The 18795-nt window shown below is 57.3% G+C and carries 13 protein-coding genes and 2 pseudogenes; 2 read left to right on the top strand and 13 right to left on the bottom strand.

Features of this window, described 5'->3' with window-relative positions; genetic code table 11:
* Nucleotides 1–14: 14 nt before the first annotated feature.
* The 4 genes and pseudogenes from CVM73_RS35025 to CVM73_RS35015 form a co-directional block, all read right to left on the bottom strand.
* Nucleotides 15–734 carry an RraA family protein gene (locus CVM73_RS35025; protein ID WP_245452511.1) on the bottom strand — a complete coding sequence of 240 codons (720 nt, stop codon included), beginning with the start codon at nt 732–734 and terminating at the stop codon, nt 15–17.
* A 180-nt stretch (nt 735–914) separates the two neighbouring features.
* Nucleotides 915–1256, bottom strand: a pseudogene (locus CVM73_RS40550) (hypothetical protein); the annotation flags it as partial.
* Between the two features lie 345 nt (nt 1257–1601).
* Entirely contained in the window at nt 1602–1817 is a 216-nt protein-coding gene (locus CVM73_RS39460) for a hypothetical protein (RefSeq protein ID WP_146006708.1), read from the bottom strand.
* 270 nt (nt 1818–2087) lie between these two features.
* Nucleotides 2088–3227: an ABC transporter substrate-binding protein gene (locus CVM73_RS35015; protein WP_158237644.1), complete on the bottom strand. Its 1140-nt coding sequence runs from the start codon at nt 3225–3227 to the stop codon at nt 2088–2090.
* An 869-nt stretch (nt 3228–4096) separates the two neighbouring features.
* Here CVM73_RS35015 and CVM73_RS35005 point away from each other — a divergent pair.
* Complete coding sequence (locus CVM73_RS35005) at nt 4097–4672, top strand: PCC domain-containing protein (RefSeq protein WP_146006707.1); 576 nt, start codon at nt 4097–4099, stop codon at nt 4670–4672.
* A 1369-nt stretch (nt 4673–6041) separates the two neighbouring features.
* Here the strand turns inward: CVM73_RS35005 and CVM73_RS35000 are convergent.
* From CVM73_RS35000 to CVM73_RS34960, 9 genes are all read right to left on the bottom strand, one after another.
* Nucleotides 6042–6932, bottom strand: coding sequence for an MBL fold metallo-hydrolase (locus CVM73_RS35000; protein ID WP_100236324.1), 891 nt, complete (start codon nt 6930–6932; stop codon nt 6042–6044).
* A complete protein-coding gene (locus tag CVM73_RS34995; RefSeq protein ID WP_100236323.1) occupies nt 6929–8101 on the bottom strand; it encodes a CaiB/BaiF CoA transferase family protein in 1173 nt (390 codons plus the stop codon). The genes CVM73_RS35000 and CVM73_RS34995 overlap by 4 nt, the downstream gene beginning before the upstream one ends.
* A gap of 71 nt (nt 8102–8172) precedes the next feature.
* The gene (locus CVM73_RS34990; protein ID WP_100236322.1) at nt 8173–9117 is read right to left on the bottom strand and encodes an HpcH/HpaI aldolase/citrate lyase family protein; all 945 of its coding nucleotides are present in this window, start codon (nt 9115–9117) and stop codon (nt 8173–8175) included.
* Nucleotides 9118–10239: 1122 nt separating this feature from the next.
* Nucleotides 10240–11415, bottom strand: a complete 1176-nt coding sequence (locus CVM73_RS34985) for a M24 family metallopeptidase (protein WP_100236321.1) — start codon at nt 11413–11415, stop codon at nt 10240–10242.
* Between the two features lie 218 nt (nt 11416–11633).
* Nucleotides 11634–12332, bottom strand: coding sequence for an aspartate/glutamate racemase family protein (locus CVM73_RS41275; protein WP_245452510.1), 699 nt, complete (start codon nt 12330–12332; stop codon nt 11634–11636).
* 429 nt (nt 12333–12761) lie between these two features.
* The gene (locus CVM73_RS34975) at nt 12762–14462 is read right to left on the bottom strand and encodes a dihydroxy-acid dehydratase (protein WP_100236320.1); all 1701 of its coding nucleotides are present in this window, start codon (nt 14460–14462) and stop codon (nt 12762–12764) included.
* A 166-nt stretch (nt 14463–14628) separates the two neighbouring features.
* Nucleotides 14629–15594, bottom strand: a complete 966-nt coding sequence (locus CVM73_RS34970) for a D-2-hydroxyacid dehydrogenase (RefSeq protein ID WP_100236319.1) — start codon at nt 15592–15594, stop codon at nt 14629–14631.
* A 343-nt stretch (nt 15595–15937) separates the two neighbouring features.
* Nucleotides 15938–17080, bottom strand: coding sequence for an ABC transporter substrate-binding protein (locus CVM73_RS34965; protein WP_146006706.1), 1143 nt, complete (start codon nt 17078–17080; stop codon nt 15938–15940).
* A gap of 340 nt (nt 17081–17420) precedes the next feature.
* Complete coding sequence (locus CVM73_RS34960; protein WP_208639278.1) at nt 17421–18287, bottom strand: TauD/TfdA dioxygenase family protein; 867 nt, start codon at nt 18285–18287, stop codon at nt 17421–17423.
* Nucleotides 18288–18541: 254 nt separating this feature from the next.
* Between CVM73_RS34960 and CVM73_RS34955 the strand changes: the two are divergent.
* Nucleotides 18542–18795 (top strand): annotated as a pseudogene (locus CVM73_RS34955) (IS481 family transposase); the annotation flags it as partial.

Genomic DNA, 18795 nt, shown 5'->3' with positions numbered 1-18795 from the left:
ATTTTTGGATTCATCTAGTGAATCTCCGCCGAACGTTTCAGCGCTGCCTTCAGCTTCTCCAGCGAGAAGTCGGTCGAGCGCGCGACCTCCAACAGAGGCTGCTCCTGCCGGCCGCAGAGCTCGGCAGCAGCGGGCAATTTCTCGGCAACATCCATTGGGATCACGATTGCGCCATGGCGGTCGGCGTGGATTAGATCATCGGAACGCACAGTCATGCCGGCCACACGCACTTGCCCACCAAAGTTGTCGGCATGCACCCAGGCACGAGAGGGACCGATGGAGCCGGCCAGCGCCTGGAAACCGTGCGCCCATTGTGGCACATCGCGGATGGAGCCGTCCGTGACAACTCCGACACAGCCGAGCGCCTTGTGCAGGTTGCTGTGCACCTCGCCCCACCACGCGCCATAGCCGATGTCAGGCCCGTCAAGGTCTTGCATAACCACGATGCGAGGGCCGAAGCCCGTGCCGACGTACTTGTAGTATTCGACCAGGTTCTTGGACTTTTCGGCTGGCGGCAAGCTCGTTTGCACGACCGAGCGGATAGTGGCGGTACGCGCGTAGCCCACAATCGGCGGCAGATCGGGAAATGGACAGACCAACTGCTTGGTCGTGTAGCCGATCAGCCGTCGCTCCGGCGCGACCATCTCCATTGCGTTGCAAATTGTCGGGGTGTCGTAATGCGCAAGCGCTTCGAGGAGCGATGCAGGTAGGGGGGCGGTCAAAGGCTTATTCACAAGCGTCTCCTCGTGTGTAGGTAGTATGGCTGCTTCCGCCCCGGTATTGTTCTTCCGGGAGCTTGTTGAGGCTCGTAATGATGGTGTCATCCGTCGGCACGACTTCCAGACCGAGCAACAGCCCTCGGGTATGCCAGAGCGAATGACCTGGCTGCCGCCAGCATTCATGGAGTGATTGCCATCGATTGCATACCCACCAAGTTCCAAAGGGAAGAGCAAGCCGTTATCATCGGCCGCCTTCTGAATCGCCTCTAGCAGAGTGCCGGTTTTCGCTCTCATTATCGCGGAGGTGCGATCAACCTCCCCGCTACCAACCATCCGCTCGATCAAAATGGCGACCCAGCCCGGCTCAGGCGTAGCGCCGCGGCGCTGACCCGTCATCCCGCCCGGACGAACAAATGGCAACCGCTCCTTACGGAGGGCGCCAACCTTTTCCGCGACGCTGGCAGAATGCGAACCGATCTGGCGACGCAGCGCACCACATCCTTGTTTGGTTTCTTCGGGGTGCGCCGTCGTATCCACAAGCAGTCTCAGTTAGGGCCGAGCGCCTCGGGGGGCGCATTTGATCTGGAAAGAGCTCATCTGTCGCGCGAAGATTAGCAATCTGCAGAGCCAAAATTTTCTAATTTGCGGCTGATAATTGCGCAATTCTGCGCTTGCTCACGAAAGCATGCAGTTTTTCGTCGTCGTGAAGGACTCCGGCCCGAAACACTTAAACGTGGACGATGAGGGCAGCATCGGTCTGGCCAGGCGCCGGCAAGAATGGCTTGGTAGCATCGCTTTGGCGGAACAAAGATAACTGCGGCTCATACGGTGCTCGGCCTTGAGATGGCCGATGATCGGCTCGACGGCAGCCGGCGGCGCAGTTCACGATTGATCGTGGGCGCCCCCTCGCTTCTGGCCGGAGACGAACTGTGCTTGCGTGATCCCTTCTTCGGCGAAGAGACGCGCGAAGGTGTTGCCGACCAGCACGCCTTCCGTGTGCGGAATCACCGTGGCCAGCGTGTGACCGTCATACGGAAGCCGGGTAGTGCCTTCACGGGCAACGAACTGGCCGCGGGCTCCGGCCGATCGTGGCGACAACAGAGACTTTGACGCTGTTCGTAAGGCCGAAGCGCCTTGCCTTTGCCGATGCATCCGGCTTCAGCACGTGCGGGGAATAGAGCTTCTCGCGCCAATGGTGTTCTGCTTGCGCGCTCGCCGCGCCAGTGACAGCAGCATTGCGAACGCCCGCATCAACGGCGATCGATCTCAATCTTCGGAAGATACTTGCAAGCAGTGGCCAAGCCCATAGTTGGCTTGGCCGACGATAAAGCTAACGAAGACGTCGAACCACCGTCAGTAGCGGTGTTATTATTGTGCCCGCCATGCTAGCCAGCGCTCCTGTATGTGATCCGCGTTGGTCTTGCCATCCGGACGTTTTGCCAGAACCCAGGTAGCATCAAGCCGGACAGCCTTCGCGGCGTTGTCGGGGTTTATGCTGATCAGTGGCACCAGATCGGCTGGCAAATACTTTAGCTGATTTAGATTCGGCCCGGGATACCCGGCCGCTTGCGTAAAGGCGGCTGCCGTTTCGGCCCGATTCACAAATGCGATGAATTTCTGTGCATTCGCGCTGTTCGGCCCGCCCTTAAGAACTGTCCAGTCGGTTGCGCCTATAGTAGCGCCGTCCCATACCATGCGAATGGGTAACCCCCGCTTGATGGCCGCCAGGGCACGGCCATCAAACACACTCGACAGCGCATATTCACGGTTGATGAGAAGCTGTATGGGCTCGCCCCCCGCCGCCCACCACTTGGTGATGTGCGGTTTAATCTGATCGAGCTTCTTCAGCGCCCGGTCAATCTTATCATCGCTCAACGGCCAGAGATCCTTGTGCGCGACACCATCGGCCATCAAGGCAAACAGTATGGGAGCTGGACCACCGACACCATTGTACCCCCTCGGTCCCGGAAATTCCTTGACATTCCAGAATTCCGACCAGTTCTTCGGGCCGCCCTTCGGGAAAGCGCGTTCATCATAAACCAGCAGAGTCGCGTTTTGGAATGCGACGACAGCATCAGTACGGCGAGCAGATTCCGGCACACCCTTTAGGGCTTCGTCGTCCCAGAGGCTGTAGTCGATGGGCATAAACATGCCGGCCTCGCGCAGCAAGGCGTAGCCTGGCTCCACATCTGAGAGAAAAGCAACATCCCAATCGACGCGCCCAGCTTCGTGCATCGCCTTGAGCTGAGGCCCGGCCAAGTCAGCTATCACATCGACAACCCTGATGCCCGTCGCCTTCGTAAAGGGATCAAAGACATACTTACGCAAGTTTTGCGTAAATGAGCCGCCATAACCGTAAACGACCACTTCGCCAGTGCCAGCGAGTTTTTCCTGCCCGAAGGCTGCAGTGGCCTTTGCAACAAGCGGTGCACTCAGCATCGCCGCAGACGATTGGAGGACCGAGCGTCGGCTCACGCGACGGCACGGAAATTTACGAGACACCGGCATGATTCCCCCCTTTTTGTAAGCGCGCGCTTGGTCGTAACGACTCGGGGCGCACATCGAACTCAAACCTAAGCTGGAACCGTAGCTTCTCGACCGCGTCGAATTTCACCAATTGTCAGCGCCACCTCGATGAAATCCCGCATATGCGCGCTACGACTAGACGGCTTTGATATGGGACCGGCACACATTGGGAGCAGTAGAGAGCTCGCGAATAGAGGCAGCAACTCTTGGTCGAGCTAGTGAATTAGCGCAATCCTCGCCCGAAGAATAGCTGCCCGAACTGCCAACTTGTTGGGCCCGCGTAAAGTCGTGAGCGGAGGTAAGGGCGCGATCGACTGTGACGACACTTCAGCAGGAGACCGCCTATGGCAGGATCACAGCGTGGTCGCCTCCGGAATTCAAATCCAGGGCCTTATTAGCGACAGCGTCCTGATGTCTGTCGACGACTTAACAGCCGAGTGCAAAATCCTGGCTCGGCTCGTACTGAACGTGAGCCGCTGATGGCTGGATTGAACGCCAACACCCATTACATGGCAGCAATGCAGAATCCTGTCACGGTCCGTCGATTTTGTTGCGGTCAGGCGTTCCCTTGCTTTCACCCCATTAGAGTATCGAGCATACACCTCGGCTGGTGGACGACGTAGTGGATCAGGTCCAATCCACAGTCTACAAGATGCTCGCGATCTCAGAGGAAATCGCACAAAGGCTTTGGATTCTCCATTGCAGGCGAAGCATTTCGTCGCGGCGAAGCACCATATTGCGGCAATCCGGCAAATAAATCCCGGTATTTGTTTCTGCAGAACCCTCGGCGACCGTCCTGAGGTTGGACCGAGGGGTCAGGGTTTTACCTTCATCATTTGGAGATCTATGACATGCAAAGGCATATGCTCAAGGGGAAATTCGAAGAGGTCATCTACGCTCGAATTGAGGCGGGTGAAGATCTTCTTCCAGCGCTTTATGACATCTGCAGGCAGAACGATGTCAAGACAGGAGTCCTTCTGAACGCGACCGGCAACTTGGCTAAGCTCAGGTTGACGCGGATTTCCGCCGAGCCCACTACGTACAATTTCGGGGTTGATTTCATAGAGATTCCGGGGCCGCTTCAGATGACCATGACTGGCGTCATCGGGATGGGCTGGCTCCCGGACGAGTCGATGAGAACACCGCCGCCGGGGTTCTTGCGTCACCACGCCGACACAGGCTTTGGTTGTGGCGGCTTTGACGGACACGAGGACCCCTATTTCAAGGTTAATATTACGGCGATGAACGCTTCCGGGATGGCGGTCTGTGGGCACCTATTGCAAGGTTCACCGACCGGCAGCGTCAATTGGGATGGGGGAACGAGGGTGCCCTCGCACTTCACCGTCGCTATCGCCAAAGTGTCGGGAGTCGTTTTGAGGGCGGTCTGGGATAAGACCGGCTACTATCACGAACTCGTGCCGGCCTAGGCGCGTCGCTGGAAAAGAACACGGCGTAGTTTCCCGCGGTGAACCACACCGTACGGGGAACTTATGCCGTGACCAGCAGCATCGGCCGACGTGCGATCTTGACGCGATCGAGGCTTTTCCTCGGGCGAAGTTCAGTGATCGGCCTCGCAAAATTGGTAGAACCTGGTGACAGATCGTCTGGCGGAGATTTTCAGCCAAGAACGAAGAATATCCTCGTACCCGTGCTCCATGTGCGTGTACTTGAAATGTCGGCCGAGATAACTTTGGCGCAATTTCCAGCAACGAGGACGCGTGGCGAATACGCGGCCATGCGGGCAATCTACGATGACTGGCTTCCCCCATTTTATTTAACTACGAATGTGCGGACGGACGTCTCTTCTTCCTACGCGCCGGTCTTAACCGCTTGCATTTGGATCGGGCGACTCGCACCCTCGGGGTTGAGAGAATGCTCAATGATCTTTTTCGGCGCGACAATCTATACTCCTACCTTGGGCCCGAAGCTTGGACTAGCCTGCATAGCGTGTCGCACTGGAGCAAGGAAGATAAGATCTTCGTTCGGGATTACCACTTTCGCCGAACATTCGCCAAGCGGCCGGCCCAAGCTTGGGAGAAAGAATTGCGACGCAGGCGTGCCCTGCAAAGTCATAAGAAGTAATGAGGACTATGTCAGAGAGAATTTTGTCTGCGAGTCAGACGTGATGTGCGAGGTGACCACGTCGGAGCATGGAGATATGCGGCAGCCGAACCGCCGAGTCCCCGACGATGTGGACGCCGCACGCGATATCTCCCTTCCCTGAAGAGGCTAGACGAAGATCCCCGCGTATTCGGGGTGCGCTGGACTATGCCACGATCAGCAAAAAATACGCGCCCGAATCTCGGGTCAATGCCCCAGAATTACTGTTCTGGATCTCACGAACATGCTTTCGGGTTGACCTGTGGGCGGACGCTCGCATGCTAGCTAATCCTACTCTCATGGGCCGTCGGTATTAGATAACTTCCGGCACAGCAAGCTTGTGCCATCGCTATTGTCCTCTCTCGTTGGACGCCGCGCGCCAACCTCCCGACGGCGCGTTGGTCGTGCCGACTCCGCGATGTCCCTCCCCTATCTATCGATCAATACGGGATTTCACAGCATGCCGTCGACGTGATCGCTTTCATCGGAAGCTTCGAACGCTGCTCCATCGGTCTCGTGGGTCATTTCACGTGGGATCCGCATATGCTTTCGGAGTGGCTCACCCGCGCATGCTACAGGCGGCTGAAGTCCACCTCTTCGCAGATGACCTTAGCTGGCAGCGACAGAACGGCCATTCGACAATGTCGAAACGGCCGTTCACCGAAGGTTTAAACACCGCCGGCATCAATTGGCCCTTCAATCATCTACAAAGCGAAAGCGGACTTGGCCTCCTTCACTGACCACCCAGCCGGCGGTCGGTGCGGGAAAATGGGCCGACATCAGCCTTGTAGGCGTGTCTATACAGCGAGCAATGAGGTCCCTTAGAACTTTAGTCGCCATTGCATTGTCATAGCCAGCATTGAGCCAATCCGGCCGTGCAAGCTGAATCGGATGGTGGATGGCGTCACCGGTGAAGATCGCATCCTGAGAGTGCGAGCAAAGGTAGAGGCCGCAGTGGTGCTTCGTGTGGCCGTATAGGGGCATGAAGCGCACTTCGTCCGGCATCTCATTCTCGATGGCGTGATCATCCTCAACGAATGCAGCCAAACCACGATCCACAACGGGCAGGACGCTATCGTCCCACGCGAGTTTCCGGTACGGCTTAACACTCCCCGCCGAGATGGCGTCGCGCCACCAATCAAATTCGCCTTTGCTGATGAGGTACCGGGCGTTTGGAAAAGTAGGAACCCACTCGCCGTTCTCCAAGCGCGTATTCCAGCCGACATGGTCGGCGTGGAGATGCGAGCACATCACAAAGTCGACCTGTTCCGGACGCACGCCGACGCGCGCAAGCCGCTCAAGGAAGGGCGTTCGCAAGCGATGCCAATCCGGCATGTATTCACGTTCTTTGTCATTACCGCAGCAAGTGTCAAACAGAATTGTATGGTGGCGAGTGCGTATCAGATAGGCGTGCATGCTAAGCTTCAGATTGCGAGTCCCCGCCTCCACGTTACGAGGGCCCAACCAGTGCTCATGTTCCGCGACGTCCTCCTTCGTCACTCCCACTAATAAGTAGTCTGGCGCCATGACGAAATCGAACTCGGGGATCAAGTCAACGCGAATGTCGCCAAAGATTTGCGACTTCATGCTGCAGCCCCTTTCGCCCGAATCTCGGCAATTTCTTCGCTTCGAAATCCGAAGCTGGCTAGTACCTCATTTGTATGCTCTCCCATCAGCGGAGCGCGCCTCGTCGGCGAGTCGCCCACACCCATCTTAACGGCTCTGTCCATGGTCTTGTACTTACCGACCTTTGGGTGTTCGTGCTCGACAACGATGCCTTCTGCCAGGACTTGTGGGTGCTCAAACATCGCATCAACCGATCGGACTGCAATGCACGGAACCTTGCCGAGCATCAGCTCTTCCCATTCAAGGGCGGTGCGTTGCTTCAGAGCCTCCCTTATGCGCGGCTTAATCTCTTCTCGGAGCTCGGCACGCTTCTTGAGCGTGTCGTAACGAGGATCGTCCACCAACTCCGGGAAGCCGAGCGCTTCGCAAAGGTGCTTCCAGAAAGCTGGAGTCGTGGCTTGGAGGTAGACGTGTCCCTCCTTGGCAGGATAGATACCTGAGTAGCTCGCTCCCCACCACCTTTGGACATCCCGAGGCTCGCTTTCCGCCCAGATGAATTGGCCGGCTTGCAAAGCAATCGCGGAGCGCAAAAGCGAGGGTTTCACGTGTTGGCCTTGACCCGTCCGCAGCCTGTGTACGAGGGCTGACAAAATCCCGATTGTAACCATTGATGATGAATAGTAGTCGACAATCGAACCGTTTAGGATTTGCGGTTGTCCGGTATCAGACCCTTGCATTGAAGCTATGCCGGTGAACGCCTGCAGAACAGTGTCAAAGCCAGGGTGATCCCGAAGAGGACCATTTTGGTTTTCGCCGTAGGCCGTTAGCGAGCAGTAGATGAGATCGGGACGACGACTCCTTAGCGTCTCGTAGTCGATGCCAAGCCGGGCGGGCACCGAGGGGCGGAAGTTGTGAACCACGACATCAGCCTTCTCGACCAACCGGTAGAATGCCTGCAAGCCCTCAGCCTTCTTAAGATCAAGCACTATCGAGCGCTTATTCCTGTTGACCCCCATGAAGGTCCTATTGTCTTCGGCGAGCGTCGACGGATAATTTCGCAAAGCATCGCCAATTGGAGGCTCGATCTTGATAACGTCGGCGCCGGCATCGCCGAGCAGGGAGCACGCGTATGGCCCCGCCAGATACGCAGTGAGATCCAGTACTACAATCCCTTCCAAAGCTGCCGTCATGTCTACCTCTTAATTGGAGTAATCGCGAGTTGCGCCGTTCATCGGAACGACGGCGTTGAATACATCGTTGGCTATGCGGGCAACTCGAGCGCCGGCACGTCGCCAACATTCATTCCGGCCGCTCGAGCTCTCTTGAGCAGATCCATAGCCGCGCGAGCGCCGGCATAGTCCACCATGGAAGATTTGTAACGGACCGCGGCCTGGCCGGCCGCTAGGCCTGCAGCCATCGCTGCTACGAGTTCGCATGCCTCATCAACCTCATCCTGCGACGGCGAGTAGATCTCATTGATGATGGGGATGTGACTCGGGTGGATCGCTGACGCGAAGGACGCACCCATACGCTTTGATTTTTCACCGTTGCGGCGCACCAGATCAGGGTCATTCAATCGCGCGGTCATTGCGCCTTCAACATGCACGATCCCCGCGGCGCGCACCTGGAGCACCGAGTAGGCGGCGAACGCAGCTGCTTCAGGGGACTCGTCGCCCAACTGTATGCCAAGAGAACGGGCAGAATCACCACCCGGCTGCGGACCCGTCGCGGCCCCCGCTCTCTTCACGCGCTGGGAAGCCATGCAGATTTCGTAGAGTCGGTACATCGCAACGGCGGTTTCTGGATAAGGACAGATCTCAATTTCACCGTTCGGTAGCCCGCGAGACCGCTCCAACTCTCCAAGGACAAGATCCAGCGCCGCAACGTCCGCCGGATCCTCGGTTTTAGAGAGCATCACTCCATTTAGTCCATCCAGGACCACCGCATTTAAGTCATCAATTAGACATCCGGTTCGCCATCCGTTGATCCTGACGAACAGCCCAATACGCTTTGCGCGCAGCTCCTTGATCGCTTCGGCGACCGCGGCGCGCGCCGCCGGCTTCTCAGCCATACCGACCGAGTCTTCGAGATCGAGGATCAAGGCATCAGATCCATATTTCGGCGCCTTCAACATCCAGTCGAGCTTATGTCCAGGGACGAAGAGCATCGAGCGGTAAGACTTGGCATCTCGAAACGTCTGAGGCATGCGGGTCCTTTGGGATATCAACTTTGCTGCTACGCTTGTTTAGACGAACCCACCATATGATTTGATGAAATTGGTCCCGCCTCGAAGCCGAATTTCGGCGGCGACAAGGTAATTGTGAAGGATTTGCGCGTGCGGACCCCGACGATAAAGTCGCGCAGCAATTTGCCATCCCCCCCGCCCAGCCTCACCTAAGGTGAGCAGTGCAACCAGATGCATTCGGATGTCATGCAAGATACGTTTAGGTGAAGCGCCGCCATAGTCAGACCTTTGGAGCTGATGGGCACCGACCACTTCCTGGTTAGTCCCAAGTTGCGGCGTGCAGCATCAATCGCCGCAACAGTTCGGGAGACAGCAATGGTTAAGCTTCGGCAATCCGGTTGGAAGACCGCGGCGGCAATGGCGAGCGGCGACGATGATGTCGAACATTTTCGAGCGCCATCGGCGAAAGGACGAATGCGAGACCCGCTCGTTCGCGACAGGCCCATGTCTCTCATGAGGCGCAGTTGCCACGCGTTTTCCTAGGAACGCTCCAACGGCGACGGATGTACGAGGCCGAGTGAAGGCTTCGATCGTCGCAGTCCGTTCGGTTCCTAGCAGCCAGCTAGTGATTGGCACGCGCTCTTTTCTCGATGACGGATGAATGATCGCGTGCTTGAGAGATGCATCTATCGCATCGCTCATCAAGCACAAATCGAGTTGTCCTATGCTCGAAGTCGCCGTCGCGACTTGACACGAATGAAAGCATCGAGTCCGTCACTGCATAGCCGCGTTAGCTCAAACGCCTCATTGTTTGCTCTACGCACCCGACCGCTAGTAAACGCTTGCATTAATTTCTGGTTGATGCCCGTTATTCTACAGAACGACTCGGATTCAGCCGCAATGCCGCGCTCAGAATAGCTGCTCGAACCTTCACTTATTCATATGAGACAGCCTATTTGTTAGGTAAGGCGGACGGCTCTGCACTGCAGCCAGGAAGGAACGTGACTTCGCCCCGCTGTGGTAAGGGATTTGTCCCGCGCCTTGGGATCTGTTGTACATGAGTTGTCGGCGAACTCGTGAGTGATATGCACCACCGCTGCGGCAGGCATGAGCCCCTTGGGAGCAGATCGGCTATGCTCCAGCCTATTTGCCGAAGAGTTTGCGCGGCGTCGACGTCAGCGGCTCGTGCCCTGCGTCAGTAACAGCGAAAGACTGCGTTATGGTGATGCCTACGTTATCGAGCCATAGGCCCGGCATCATGTGAAAGACCATGCCGGCCCGCAGGACGGTGACATCTCCCTTGCGCAGACTGGCCGTACGCTCTCCAACCGCCGGCGGAAACCCCACACCGATCGAATAGCCAAGCCTTGCCTCCTTCTCAACTCCATGCCGAGCGAGCGTCTGCCGAAAAACGGCTGCAACATCCGAGCATGTCCGGCCCGGACGCACACTCTCCAGGCTGGCATTCAAAGCTTCGACGACTATTTCCGAGAGCTTTTGATAGCCCGAAGGCGGCTTGCCTACCGAAATCGAACGGCTGAGATTGACTTGATATCGATGCCTATTTCCAAAAAGTTCAAGATTGATTGTCGTCGAGGCTGGGAGCGGCTCGTCGGTCCAGGCCGCATGTGGGGCGATGGCTCGTTCGCCGATGCAGAGATAGGGGGGCGAGCAAGTATAGGCTCCGCCAAATTCGGGCGTGCCTGACATCATCTGGTGGTAGACAGCAGCGGCGATATCGCATTCGCGCACACCGGGCTCGATCGTATCGATGGCACGCTTCATCATTGCATCGGCGATCTGGCCAGCTTGGCGCATGATAGAAATTTCAGCCGGACTCTTCACAATGCGAATCCAGTTGACCAGTACGTCGGCGTCCACAAACTGTGCAAATGGCAAGGCCCGGACTAAATCCGCGTGAGCACGCGCGGAGTAGTAATAGCCTCCCATCTCGACACCAATTCTCGCCTTCTCGCCTCCCAGTTCTTTCACAAGCTCAGCCACGAAGTCATATGGCGACAAGGTCGACTGTACGTATCGGTCGGAGTAGGCTCTGATATTGTCTTCAGCAAGATAGGTGGTCATAGAGGCGGAGACGCGGTCCATGAACCGTCCCACCCAGATGGGTTCGTCGCGATTGAGCGCAACGATCACCATCTGCGGCGTATAGAATGAGTAAGCGTTGTAGCCAGTCAGGTAGTTATGATTGGCAGGCTCTGAGAGGAGCAGGATATCAATCCCACGTCTTCCCATCTCGCTTTTGACAGCAGTAACCCGTGCCGCGAATTCAGACCGATCGAAATGCAGTTCCTTTTTCATTGAAAGTCTCTCCAATCTCTTTTCCGAGCTGCTGATTTGAGAGTTGGCGCATTGCCCAGAAAGATCTCAACGGGCAGCGCGACAAACCAGACAGTGATCGTTGCGTAGTCTGGACCGTCTCACCACTCTTTGAGCTCGCTGAACAAGGCAACTCGATCGCGAAGCATCTATATAAGGAGGCGCAGCAAGCGGCGCCTTCGAAGGAGCGCGACGAGTTCTCAGGCCATGGACGCCATCGTCAACCGGCAGACATTCGTAATGTCGTAGACGGGCAGCTTGACTGTCCGGCGGATCGCGGGCGCGACGGCTGGAAACGCAGCACATTCGAAGAGGATCGCAGCGATATTCGGATGTTGGCCACTGAGCCGGGCAATGCAAGCAGCAACATCCTTTTCGATGGCTGCGGCGTCGGTAGGCGGTGCCGGGCGCTTCAACTCATCGTGCCAGAATTTACCACCCTCGATACCGCCGATCACAATTTTCGCGCGCTCGCTTGGATCATTAATCCCGAGCAAGTCCTCACTGCAATGCGCAGAATCGTAGGTTAGGACACCGATCTTGGACTGCGATGGAAGTTGCCGAAGTAGCGCGGGCAGCAGGAGCAAACTGGACGTTACGACAGGGACATTTACCGATGCAGCGATCGCGCTCTGATGCCTGATCGAAAAACCGCATGTCGAGCTAATCGCGACGGCCCCCCTCTCTACCAGCCGCCGAGCGGCTGCGATGAACGCCGGCTCGAGCGCCGGATCTCCCCGGACGACGTTCTCCACCCAAGCGCCCACAACGGTTTCGACGATAGTCGGGAAATCGAAGGTAGCCGGATTCAACATCGAGCCGGGGACGGGGGTCGGGGGCTTAGCCCCGGGTGGCAGCCCGCGTTCGAGGTGCAGAATTCCAAGAGAATGCGACATCATGAATCAGAGCATAGCTCCTCCCAAAGGGCGAATTTCTTTTATATATCGCTTTACTGCAGAATTTCTGCACGTATTGGCAGTTTGCAAGGGGTTCTGGGCCGAAGGCATCGATTTTCTGCAGGTCGCCCTAGGCGGCTCGGACCGAGTTTCGAAGAGCTCGAAAGGGACACTAAGCCCGGCATGGAATGTCAGCCTATTGGGTTCGGAACGGCATCCGTACTGCTGAAACTCCTAGAGCTCACGCCGTGTCGTCTAGCCAGACTTCTGCCTTTCGAGCGGCCAGTTGATGCTGCAGCGAAGGTGCATCAAGCTCACCCACATGCTGTATTGAGATCGCATGTTGGGTCCGAGACGCTTCCAAGACAGACTTTTCACGGGCTAAGCTAGACGCCGAAGAAGGCCAACACTCAGCCACAGATGGAAACGCACTCATCGCGTTCCGTTACGCGTCAAAAAGTCGAAGTCGCAGCCATCTGGCGCCTGAAGCACTGTACGGCCATAGAGCGACTTGTAGCCGCGAGCAGGTACCAACGGGGGACGATGATCCGCAAGACGGCGCTTGATCTCTGCATCGTCGACGAGAAGGTCCATGCTCTTATTGGCGATCGAGAGGCGGATGCGGTCGCCATTGCGAACGGCCGCCAGCGGTCCTCCCACCGCCGCCTCAGGCGCGACGTGTAGAACGATGGACCCAAAGGCTGTGCCAGACATGCGTGCGTCCGAGATCCGCACCATATCCTTAACACCTGCCCGGGCGAGCTTCTTCGGGATTGGTAGATAGCCAGCTTCCGGCATACCGGCGGCATAGGGGCCAGCGTTCTGGAGAACTAGGATGTCATCTGGCCTCACGTCTAGGTCGGGATCATCAATCCGCCTGCTCAAGTCCTCGAGCCCGGAGAACACCACGGCCCGTCCTTCCGACTCGAATAATGACGCAGTCGCAGCCGCTCGCTTGAAGATTGCCCCCTGAGGCGCAAGGTTTCCGGTCAGTGCAACGAGTCCTCCAACTCCCGCAACGGGGTTATCGAGCGAACGAATAACCGCACGATCAATCCAAGCAAGGGGCTCGGCCAAACGTTCGTCCAGGCGCCGTCCCTCGACATCGATCGTATCCAGATGAAGGAAGGGACGCAGTTCGCGCAGCAATGCGCCCATGCCCCCGGCGGCATGGAAATCCTCCATGTAGCCTTCCCCGGCTGGCTTTAGATCGACGAGGACAGGCGTCTCGTCAGAAAGTTGGTTGAAGCGCGAGAACGGGATCCTGATTCCCAAACGACCCGCAATTGCGGCAAGGTGCATCACGGCGTTGGTGGAGCCCCCCACTGACAGCAGAACGCGCAACGCGTTCTCAATTGATTTTAACGTGATGACGTCGCTTGGAGTGATTTTGCTGTGTGCTAAGCGTACCGCAGCCTTTCCGGTTTCTTCTGCTGCCACGAGGCGATCGGCGTGAACGGCTGGAATGGCCGCGGTCCCTGGTAGGGACATTCCAAGCGTTTCAGCAATGCAAGCCATCGTTGATGCTGTCCCCATCACCGCGCACGTGCCAGCTGTGACGGAGAGCTGGCCTTCCACAGCCTTGATCTCCCGAGAATCAATACTGCCGGCGCGATATTTGGCCCAAAATCCACGGCAGTCGGTGCAAGCGCCGAGCCTCTGCCCCTTGTATCGCCCGGTCGACATAGGTCCAGTGACGAGTTGGATGGTTGGCAGGTTTGCCGAGACCGCTCCCATCAATTGCGCCGGCACGGTCTTGTCACACCCGCCGATAAGTACAACGGAGTCCATCGGTTGAGCGCCGATCATCTCTTCCGTGTCCATCGCCATAAGGTTTCGATACATCATGCTCGTCGGGTTGAGAAAAACCTCGCCGAGCGAAACGGTCGGGAATGGCCGCGGCAGCGCGCCCGCTGCTAACACCCCACGGCAGACAGCGTCGACCAAATCCGGCATGTACCGATGGCAATTGTTGAAGCCCGACGGCGTCATCGCGATGCCGACGACTGGCTTATCGAGCATCTCGCGCGAGATTCCCATCGATCGCGCAAAAGAGCGGCGCAAAAATCGCGCGAAATCGAGATCGCCATAATTCGTTAGGCCATTGTTCATTCCGAGAGGCTTGTCAGACATCACTGCACTCCAGTCAGCTCAGGGATCGCCCGTTCCGGAGCGTGCCGGGTCGCAAGGCGCTTTACGCTCCGATTCGAGCACCGCGCGATATCAACACAGCGGCCGCCGCTTTGACCGTCGAGCCAGAAGCGGATTAAGCGACGGCATCACGCCGAATAGTCTGGGCTTAATACCCGCGGGCGATATTCACTACATTCTTCAGGTTTTGACCCTTGAGGAAGCGTTCGATGTTGTCTGCCAAAAATGAGGAGAATACCCGCTCAGTGTAATTTGACGGACTTCCTGCGACGTGCGGTGTTGCAATTACGTTTGGCATATCCCAGAGCGGGCTGTCTTGCGGCAGCGGTTCTCGCTCAAACACGTCTAGCATCGCTCCGGCGATACTTCCTACCTGCAGCGCCTTGATCAATTCGCCCTCGACAATAACGTTTCCGCGGGCGATGTTAATTAGGAAGGCGTCGCGCCGCATGCATGCGATTTCACCAGCGCCGATGAGGCCGACCGTTTCCGACGTTCCCGGCACGGCTACGACCACAAAATCACAGAGCGGCAGAAGATTCCGGAGCTCGTCGGACCCAAACAGCTTGTCAACGCCATCAACGGGAGCAGAGGTATCGCGCTTGGAGCCGACGACCGTCATACCGGCACTCTTCGCGCGGCGCGCAATCGTCGCCCCAATGGACCCCAACCCGATAACCCCGAGCGTCTTTTCGGCTAACGGCGTCACATTTCGCGGATTCCACTTCCGCTCCGCCTGCTCGCGCAGAAGCCTTCGGAAATCCCAATGCAGCATTGTCGCACCAGCCATCACGTAATCCGCGATGATATCTCCATGGATGCCGCGGCCATTGGTGATCGTGATGTGCCCCACTTTATCCCGGATCGGGAAGATAGAGTCGACGCCTGCTCCGGTGCATTGGAACCAACGTAGCTTCTTCGCCTTATCGAACACCTCGACAGGAAAACGGAACGCGAGCAGCGCCTCCGCCTCTCCTATGTGCTGCTCGAGCCGGGCAGGGTCTGGCGCCACGATCGTGCGGACTTGCGGGAAACGCTCTCCTATTAGTCGGGCATAAGCTTCCGCAGCGGGATGATTGAGGAGAATCGTAAGGGCTTGGCTTTCACCGGTCATGTTGCTCTCTCTGGTTTACCCGTTGCGATTGGAGGCGCGGGCAGGTTTGTACGAAAGGTGTAGACTGTGTCAGTAGGCGATTCTGTTAGAATCGCCGCGTCGGGTTCGGACCTCGAGAGGCGCCACGACGGCTGGTAGCGATTCAGCTGAGGTGTTCAGCAGCTACGTGAGCGGCAATCCAAAATCGCTATGAAATTCCTAGATGATTGCGTTTGCAACTAATGTCCCGCCCACGAACATTGAATACAACGTGAAGCCGCAGCGGTGCACCAGCAAGGCTCATGGCGCGGTCCCCATCGCCGCGCCCGCGGTGGCTTAGGCCGGGTGTTGATTCCCATGGAGCTCATTGCGTCCGCCATGCCAGCCACCGTTCCTGCAAATGATCTGCATTGGTCTTGCCGTCCGGACGTGTGGCCGCGAGCCAGGCACTTTCCTCAAAGACGGCCTTTGAGGCGTACTCGGGATTTATATTGAGCAGCGGGATCAAGTCGGGCGGCAGATGGTCGAGCTGATTCATATTCGGACCGGGATAGCCAGTGGCCTGTGTCCAACCAGCTGCGATCTGCGCACGGTTCAGAAAGGCAATCAGTCTTTGCGCGTTCGCTATGTTAGGTCCGCCCTTAAGAATAGTCGCGTAGTTGGGCCTTATATAAACCCCGTCCCACACCATCTTGATCGGCACGCCTTGACGGATTACGGCCAGTACACGACCGTCATAAGCGTTTGTCATCGCGTACTCTCGGTTTGTCAGAAGCTGAATCGGTTCTCCACCAGCGGTCCACCATTTGGTAATGTATGGCTTGATCTCAGTGAGCTTTTTCAATGCGCGATCGATCTTATCGTTCGTAAGCGGCCAGATCTCCTTAGACGCGGCACCATCTGCGAGGAGCGCAGATACCATATTCCGCGTCGCCTCGGAGGCATAGAGTCCTCGCGGTCCCGCAAACTTTTTGACGTTCCAAAAGTCTGCCCAGTTTTGCGGCCCGGCTTGCGAAAACGAGCGCTGATCGTATGCCAGCACCATCCCCACAGAAAATATCGCGACCGCGTCTTTGAGACGGCTGCGCGGCGGCGTACCGGTCAACGACTCTTCATCCCAGAGGCTATAGTCAATCGGCTCAAACATACCCGCCTCCTGCATCGGCGGATAGTTCTGCGGCTGCACATAGGCGATATCCCAGTCAATCCGGCCCGCTTGATGCATCGCCTTGACCTGCGGCTCGGACAGATCGGCCACCACATCTACGACTTTGATACCTGTCGCCTTGGTGAACGGCTCATAGACATATCGCCTAACGCCATCGGTGAAAGAGCCACCGTAGCTGTAAACGACAACTTGGCCACTGCCCGCGAGCTTCTCCTGCGCAAGCGCGCCGGTTGTTCGCATGACCGCAGGAACGGCCATTGAGGCGGCAGCGCCCCGCAGGAGCGTGCGGCGGCTCAACACCGATTGTTGCCATCGTCCGTTCATTAACAAATCAGTCATGGCAGCGTACCTCCCGGTTTCCTCTGCGATCAGCCCCCCGAGCACTTCGCCCAGCGCCCCTAAGGAAAAAGGCGCGGCGACCCTCGTCGCTTCGACCTAGTGCCGTCAGTGAATACCAAAAATCGTCGTTCAAAGCTCACTTCCCTCATGCGCGGAACAACAGCGCGTCCCTGCGCTAGCCGCAGCGCGCAGACAACCGTCTTGGCAAGGAACATTAGCCAACGGTCAACATAGGCCATATCTATAGGACACCGTATGCGCCACCACTCCCTCTTCCTTCCGTGGCGCTGCGGGAGCTTCCTGATCCATCGGGAAGACTCAGGAGCGCTTCTAAACCGGTTCAGAATGCCGCCACCGGGCGCCCGCCCTCGGCGGTTGTGCGGTGCATCAGGCGAACGGAGTGCGGGTCAAACTGATCTCGACGATGGAGAAGGCAACGGTTGTCCCAGATCATCAGATCACCCACTCTCCACTCCTGGTGCCAAACGTGATCCGGACTGGTAGCTTGTTGCCACAGGCGATCCAGCAACTCGTTCGCCTCGTCCTGCTTCATGCCGACAATCGTTTGCCGCTCTCGGCTGGCACCAAGATAGAGGCAGAGCTTCCTAGAAGCTGGGTGCCGCGTAACAATTGGGTGATCGACGCCTGACCAACTTGCGAAGTCCTTGGAGAAAGGCAGCTCTTTACTCCGACGTGGAGAACCGGAAATGTCGAGCACGTCCTGGTGATGAATGTACAACCCTCGTAATCGCGCCTTCATAGTCTCGGAAAGAGCAGCATAAGCCGTATACATATTGGCCCAGTAGGTGTTCCCACCTGTTGGCGGCACCTCCAGCGCACGGAGCAGGGCGGCCGACGGCGGTTCTTGGATCCACCAGTGGTCGGTGTGCCATTGGACCTCACCATCGCCGAGGTCCCCTGCCGGCGTGCCGTCTGGATTCTTCTTGTTCGCGATCACAAAGATCTCGGAGAAATCTTCGCGCTTGCCGTGTTGCACATTTGTTGTCTGGAAGATGCGGCCCAGCGCTTTAGTCATTGCGATCTGCTCGACATCACCGATCGGGACACCGCGAAATCGCAGTACCGGATATCGCGTCCAAGCCTCCCTCAAATCCCCGATCACCTGCTGGTCCATAGCATGGATCGGAAAATCGGTGATTTCTCCGACGAACTCTGGAACAAGCTCCTTGACCATCAAGCGTGCCATCCCGATGTCCTCCATTTTGTGAATTGCGTCGGCGCGAAGGACCCTGCGCAATTCCGTAAACCTAGCTCGCTTCGAAAGCGATTTACTGCGATGTCAACCCTGGGTATGCCGAAATCTAACGTTCAGTGCTCATTTTTTGGCGAGTTTCGGCGTGTCGACTGCGGGAGCCGAAGGTGCGCACCTCCGGTGTGGCTAGGATGTTTAGTCCCAGACTTTGATGGTGCATCCTTGTCGCACGATTCGAAGGAAGCGCTATGGGACAGATTTTACACGGCTGCGCCACCACGACGGAGGCAGTCCGTCGAGCAATACAAAATAGTCAAGAGAGCCTGAGAGGTCTCGCCAAGCGCTACGGGATCAACCAGAAGATTGTCGCGAAGTGGAAGCAGCGCGAGACCGTCACCGATCGTTCGACTGGCCCCAAGGAAGCCAAGTCGACTGTCCTTTCCATCGAGGAGGAGGCGATCATCGTTGCTTTCCGGCAGCATACGCTGCTGCCACTCGACGA

The sequence above is a fragment of the Bradyrhizobium forestalis genome (genome assembly GCF_002795245.1).
GTDB lineage: Bacteria > Pseudomonadota > Alphaproteobacteria > Rhizobiales > Xanthobacteraceae > Bradyrhizobium > Bradyrhizobium forestalis.
The sequence above is the reverse complement of the archived record's forward strand: the minus strand, read 5'-3'. Positions and strand labels throughout refer to the sequence as shown.